A 5,826-nucleotide genomic window follows, 5' to 3' on the forward strand; every position below is an offset into this window, starting at 1 on the left:
TTCTGCGCCAGGCGCAGCATCACGATCGAATCCTTGCCACCCGAGAACAGCAGCACCGGACGCTCGAACTCCGCCACCACCTCCCGCATCACGAACACACTCTCCGCCTCGAGGGCGTCAAGATGCGAAACCTGGAACGTCGTCACTGGTGTCGTCTCCTCTTTCTTTCGCCGGCCGCGGCCGTCAGTAGGCGCCGGAACTGCGCAGGACAGCCGTGCAGGTGCGCAGCAGGATGACCACGTCGAGGGTCAGCGACCAGTTCTCGACGTAGCGGAGGTCCAGGCGCATGGACTCCTCCCAGGAGAGGTCGGAGCGCCCGGAGACCTGCCACAGGCCGGTCAGACCCGGCTTGACCACGAGCCGCCGGTGCATGTCCGCCGGGTACTGGTCGACCTCGGAGTCCAGCGGCGGGCGGGGCCCGACCAGGGACATCTCGCCCTTCAGCACATTGATCAGCTGGGGCAGCTCGTCGATCGAGTACCGGCGCAGCCACCGGCCGATGGGGGTCACGCGCGGGTCGTTCTTCATCTTGAACAGCACGCCGTCGTGCTCGTTGAGGTGGCGCAGGTCCTGCAACCGGTCCTCGGCGTCGGTGTACATGGTGCGGAACTTGTAGATGACGAACTCGCGGCGGTGCTGGCCGACACGCACCTGGCGGAACAGCGCCGGGCCGCGGCCGTTGCCGAAGCGGATCATCAGCGCGCAGGCGAGCAGCAGCGGCGCGAGCAGGGTCAGCGCGATCGCGGCGAGCACCCGGTCGGTGATGTTCTTGACGAGGCGGCCGATGCCGGTGAACCGCGGGTGGTCCAGGTGCAGCATCGGCAGGCCGTCGGCCGGGCGGATGGTGGTGCGGCTGTTGGCGATGTCGAACAGGGCGCTGGCGACCATCAGGTCGACCTTCTGGTTCTCCAGGCTCCAGGCGAGGCGGCGCAGTTCGGCGCCTTCGAGCTCGGGGCAGGAGAGCACGACGACCATGTCGGCGCCGACCTCGCCGACGACGGCGGAGACCTGGTGGATGTTGTCGTACACCAGGATGCCCATGCCGGCCAGGGGAGAGCCGGTGCGCAGGGCGGGCACGCAGGCCGCGACGACGCCGAGGCCGTGGTAGCGCTCGTGCCGCAGCTGGCGGGTCAGCGCCACCACCGAGCTCTCGTGGCCGACCACGACGACCTGCCGCAGGCACTTGCCCTGGGCCCAGGCGCGGTGCAGCCGGCGGCGCAGGGTGTAGCGGCTGATGATGCCGTACACGGTGACGATCGGCACCGCGATGACGACGTAGCCGCGGGCGACCCCGAGGTGCAGGAAGTAGGAGGCGAGTCCGATGACCGCGGCGAGCACCAGGCCGCTGTGCAGAACGCGCTGGTACTCGTCATTACCGACGAACAGATAACGCCGGTCGTATGCGCGGTTGGCGAATAGCGCGATAATCCATATCGTCGGTAGGGAAAGACTGAATGCCACGTACTCGACCAGGTCGGTCCGACCGAAGATCACCTTCAGCGCGACGAGGGCGGCGACGAGCCCGACCGCCCCGTCGGAGAGCACGAGGCTCTTGACGTAGCGGGACTCCCAGCGCGTCCGTGCGCCCGGGAGGGTCCTGGTCAGCGTAGTTGTGCGGTGGCCCCGTACCCCGTGACCTGCCTTGCTCGACGCACCGATGTGGACGGTAGTCACTCTCAGCTCCCCACTGAAGTGCCTGCTGGCGATCGCACCGGCACAAGTGCCGTGATGGCTTAACGCCAAGTTCTCCGCCAGGACGTCCTGACTCTACTTAACATCTATGTCTGGAACATTAAAACCAGGTCATTGTCAGCTAGTGGACTGGGTGTGATCCCCATCCCGTCAGCCGTAAGTATGAGCAAGGATAAGACGATGCGGGAATGAAGGCGGACGGCCGCCCGATTCCCACATCGTCCAATTTCGGCGGTCGTGGGGGACCGGCCCGACGGGTTACCCCGGGGCCCGGCCAGACCACGTCCAGGCGTACCCGGGATCTTCGCAGGAGAGGGCCGGTTCGCACAGGTCCAACGGGCGGAATGTGTCCACCATGACGGCTAGTTCGTCGAAACGTTCCGCCCCGATCGAACGTTCGGCCGCTCCCGGCTGCGGCCCGTGGGTGAATCCGGACGGGTGCAGCGAGATCGAACCCTGGCCGATGCCGGAACCGCGACGTGCCTCGTAGTCGCCGCCGGTGTAGAAGAGCATCTCGTCGGAGTCGACGTTGTGGTGGTTGTACGGCACCGGGATGGCGAGCGGGTGGTAATCCACCTTGCGCGGCACGAATGAACAAATCACGAAATTCGGACCCTGGAAGGTCTGGTGCACCGGCGGCGGCTGGTGCAGCCGACCGGTGATCGGCTCGAAGTCGTGGATCGAGAACGCCCACGGGTAGAGGCACCCGTCCCAGCCCACGACGTCGAACGGGTGCTCGGCGTACACGTGCCGGGTCCAACCGCGACGGTGCTGCACCAGCACCTCGACGTCACTGCCCTCGACGACCAGCGGCTCGTCGGGCCCGCGCAGGTCGCGCTCGCAGTAGGGGGAGTGCTCCAGGAACTGCCCGCGCACGGACAGGTAGCGCTTGGGCGGCCCGATGTGCCCGGTGGCCTCGATGACCAGCAGCCGGGTCGGCTCCAGCGGGACCAGCCGGTGCACGACCGAGGTGGGGATGACGACGTAGTCGCCCTCGGTCGCCTCCAGCACGCCGAACACCGACTCGACTCGCAGCCGGCCCGCCTCGACGTAGAGGCACTCGTCGCCGATGGCGTTGCGGTACAGCGGCGACGGGGTGTCGGCGAGCACGTACGAGATGCGGCAGTCGTCGTTGGCCAGCAGGTGCTGCCGGCCGAGCACGGCGTCCGCGCCGGACTGGTCCAGCTTGTGAGTCTGCAGGTGACGGGGCTTGAGCGGCCGGTTCGGCAGCCTGGTCCAGGCGGGCGGGTCGAACTCCTCGGCCGCCACGATCGCGGTCGGCGCGTGCCGGTGGTAGAGCAGCGAGGAGTCGGAGGAGAAGCCCTCCTGCCCCATCAGCTCCTCGGCGTAGAGGCCGCCGTCGGGCTTGCGGAACTGCGTGTGCCGTTTCCGCGGGACCTCTCCGACGCTGCGGTAGTACGGCATGGCCAACCTCCTGTGTCGCTTTTAGGAGCGGTGTCCACTTTACGAAGAGAGACGTCCGATAATCGGACACTCTTGTCCGCTCTATGTAGCGTCCACTAGATTGACTGATCATGTCAACGCCACTGCTGCTGGCCCAGCTGCTCGACGATGCCGCGGTCTTCCCGCCCGGCAGCGCCACGCTGCCCGACGCCGTGGCGGCCCACCGCGAGCACCGCCGCGCCTGGTACGCCCCGCTCGTCGGCCCACTCCTGGTGCCCGCCTCCCAGCTGCCCGACCTCGGCCCGCTCCTGGACGAGGACGAAGAGCTGTCGGTCGGCGTGATCGCCGACGGCCCGGCCGCCGGCTGCTTCGCGCCGCCGCCCACCAGGGCCCGGACAGTCCAGGTCGAGGCCGCCATGGCCCGCCGCGGCGAGGACCCGTCACCCGCCCTGCACGACTTCCTTCAGCGGGTACGCGAGAGCGGGGTACGCGGATACGCGGAGATCCCGCTGGCCTGGGGGCTGCTGGCCGCGCTCGACGTGCTCGCCGACGCTCGCGGCACCGGGCTGCCGGTGGCGGCGAAGTTCCGCACGGGCGGCCTGGCCGCCGAGCTGTTCCCCACGCCGATGGAGCTGGCCGCGGTGATCATCGCGTGCCACGAGCGCGAACTGCCGTTCAAGCTGACCGCCGGGCTGCACCACGCGATCCGGCACACCGACCCCGAGACCGGATTCACCCACCACGGCTTCCTCAACGTGCTGGCCGCCGCGTGCGCCGCCGCCGAGGGAGCCGAGGTGACCGAAGTCGCCGGGCTGCTCGCCACCACCCAGCCGCTGACCCTGATCGAGGCGGTGCGCTCGCGCCGCACTCACCAGCGGCCGCTGTGGATCGGCTTCGGCACCTGCAGCATCCCCGAACCACTCGAGGACCTGCAGAAACTCGGCCTGCTCGACGGGCGAGGATAGACAGCACACCGCACGAACAATATCGCCCGGGATCCGGTTCCGGTCGAGCGCGCAGAGGAGACGGCATGACCTGGGTGCCCGGAGCCGCCGGCAGCGGTTACGACCTGAACCACCTTCCGTACGGCGTCATCGTGCCGTCCGACGGGCGGGCCCGGTGTGCCGTACGCATCGGTGATTTTGCTTTTGATTTGGACGCCGCCGAGGCGGCCGGTTTGATTCTCGCGGGGGACACCCTCCGTGCGCCGAACCTCGACGCGTTCCTCGCGCTCGGGCCGGCGCACTGGTCCGCGGTCCGTGCCCGGCTCACCGAGCTGCTCGGCGACCCCGGGCACCGCGCCGCGGCCGAGCCGCTGCTGCTCCCGCTCGCGACCGTGACCAACCTGCTGGCCTGGACTGTCGCCGACTACGTCGACTTCTACTCCTCCGAGCACCACGCCTCGAACGTCGGCCAGATCTTCCGGCCCGGCCAGCCGCCGCTGCTGCCGAACTGGAAGCACCTGCCGATCGGCTATCACGGCCGGGCGGGCACCGTCGTGGTCAGCGGCACGCCGGTGGTCCGACCCAGCGGCCAGCGCGCCGCCGGTGATTTCGGCCCGTGCCGTCGCCTGGACATCGAGGCCGAAGTCGGCTTCGTGGTCGGCGCCGGTTCCACCATGGGCGCGGCGGTGCCGTGGCAGCGCTTCGCCGACCACGTGTTCGGTGTGGTGCTGGTCAACGACTGGTCGGCCCGCGACATCCAGGCCTGGGAGTACCAGCCGCTCGGCCCGTTCCTGGGCAAGTCCTTCGCGACCTCGGTCTCGGCGTGGATCACGCCGCTGGCCGCGTTCGGCGAGAATGCCTGGACCACGGCGCCCGTGCAGGACCCGCAGGTGCTGCCGTATCTCGACGACGACCGCCGGGCGCTCGACCTCGCCATCACCGTCGAGTGGAACGAGACCACGGTGGCGACGCCGCCGTTCCGCACCATGTACTGGACGCCGGCCCAGCAGCTGGCACACCTGACCGTGAACGGCGCGAGCCTGCGTACCGGGGATCTGTTCGCCTCGGGCACGGTGTCGGGTCCGGAGCGTGGCGAGGTGGGTTCGTTCCTGGAACTCACGTGGGGCGGCCGGGAACCGGTCATGGTCAAGGGCGAGGAACGCACGTTCCTGGCCGACGGAGACACCGTCGTGCTGCGCGCTCGCGTGGCAGACATCGAACTCGGTGCCGTCGCAGGGACTGTTTTCCCAGCTCAGGTCTAATGTGATCGGGGCCGCACGACCCCGATTTGCATGGTCACCCAGCCTTTGCGTAATGTTCTCTCTGCCAGCGCGGAACGGACAAAAACGGCGAGCGAAGAGCTCAAGTCGAAGTTCGGGAAACGCGGGACATCTGGGTGGTGCGGGACTTGCGCTCGCGAAACCGACCGGGTAATGTACTTCGAGCCGGCAACGAGCCGGGCGGATGAGTCCGCCGAGAGAAAATCTCGGAAGTGACCGCCGGCCGGGTTGCAGGTTCTTCCGAACTGATCTCGCTACTGAAGTAGCTGTGGTGTGTTCGGGCTGGGAAGCCGCGAAATGGATGCAAATCGGTCCTGAAAATCAGGAAAGATTCGCTTGACACGGAGCGACAGACCGGGTAAGTTGGATGAGTTGCCCCGAGCGGGATCCCACAATGTGGGACACCGGCAAGGTGTGTGCTTGTTCTTTGAGAACTCAACAGGGTGCTATTTAAGCCAAGTGCCAATTATTGATCATCCTCGGATGATTCCTTTGGTGATGGACAG

General features: G+C 67.8%; 4 protein-coding genes and 1 pseudogene. 2 read left to right on the forward strand and 3 right to left on the reverse strand.

What is annotated here, in order from left to right:
* From AB0B35_RS41870 to AB0B35_RS41880, 3 genes and pseudogenes are all read right to left on the reverse strand, one after another.
* Nucleotides 1-146, reverse strand: a pseudogene (locus tag AB0B35_RS41870) (sulfate adenylyltransferase small subunit); the annotation flags it as partial.
* A 37-nt stretch (nucleotides 147-183) separates the two neighbouring features.
* Complete coding sequence (locus tag AB0B35_RS41875) at nucleotides 184-1,674, reverse strand: sugar transferase (protein WP_361057428.1); 1,491 nt, start codon at nucleotides 1,672-1,674, stop codon at nucleotides 184-186.
* Between the two features lie 276 nt (nucleotides 1,675-1,950).
* A complete protein-coding gene (locus tag AB0B35_RS41880) occupies nucleotides 1,951-3,117 on the reverse strand; it encodes a homogentisate 1,2-dioxygenase domain-containing protein (protein ID WP_361057431.1) in 1,167 nt (388 codons plus the stop codon).
* A gap of 110 nt (nucleotides 3,118-3,227) precedes the next feature.
* On the opposite strand from AB0B35_RS41880, the gene AB0B35_RS41885 reads away from it, so the two are divergent.
* Both AB0B35_RS41885 and fahA read left to right on the forward strand, forming a co-directional pair.
* The gene (locus AB0B35_RS41885) at nucleotides 3,228-4,061 is read left to right on the forward strand and encodes a hypothetical protein (protein WP_361057434.1); all 834 of its coding nucleotides are present in this window, start codon (nucleotides 3,228-3,230) and stop codon (nucleotides 4,059-4,061) included.
* Nucleotides 4,062-4,126: 65 nt separating this feature from the next.
* Nucleotides 4,127-5,302 (forward strand): fumarylacetoacetase, encoded by a 1,176-nt coding sequence (gene fahA / locus AB0B35_RS41890; protein ID WP_361057437.1) that lies wholly within the window; start codon nucleotides 4,127-4,129, stop codon nucleotides 5,300-5,302.
* Nucleotides 5,303-5,826: the final 524 nt, after the last annotated feature.

It is taken from the genome of Catellatospora sp. NPDC049133 (assembly GCF_040648455.1).
Classification (GTDB): Bacteria; Actinomycetota; Actinomycetes; order Mycobacteriales; family Micromonosporaceae; genus Catellatospora; species Catellatospora aurea.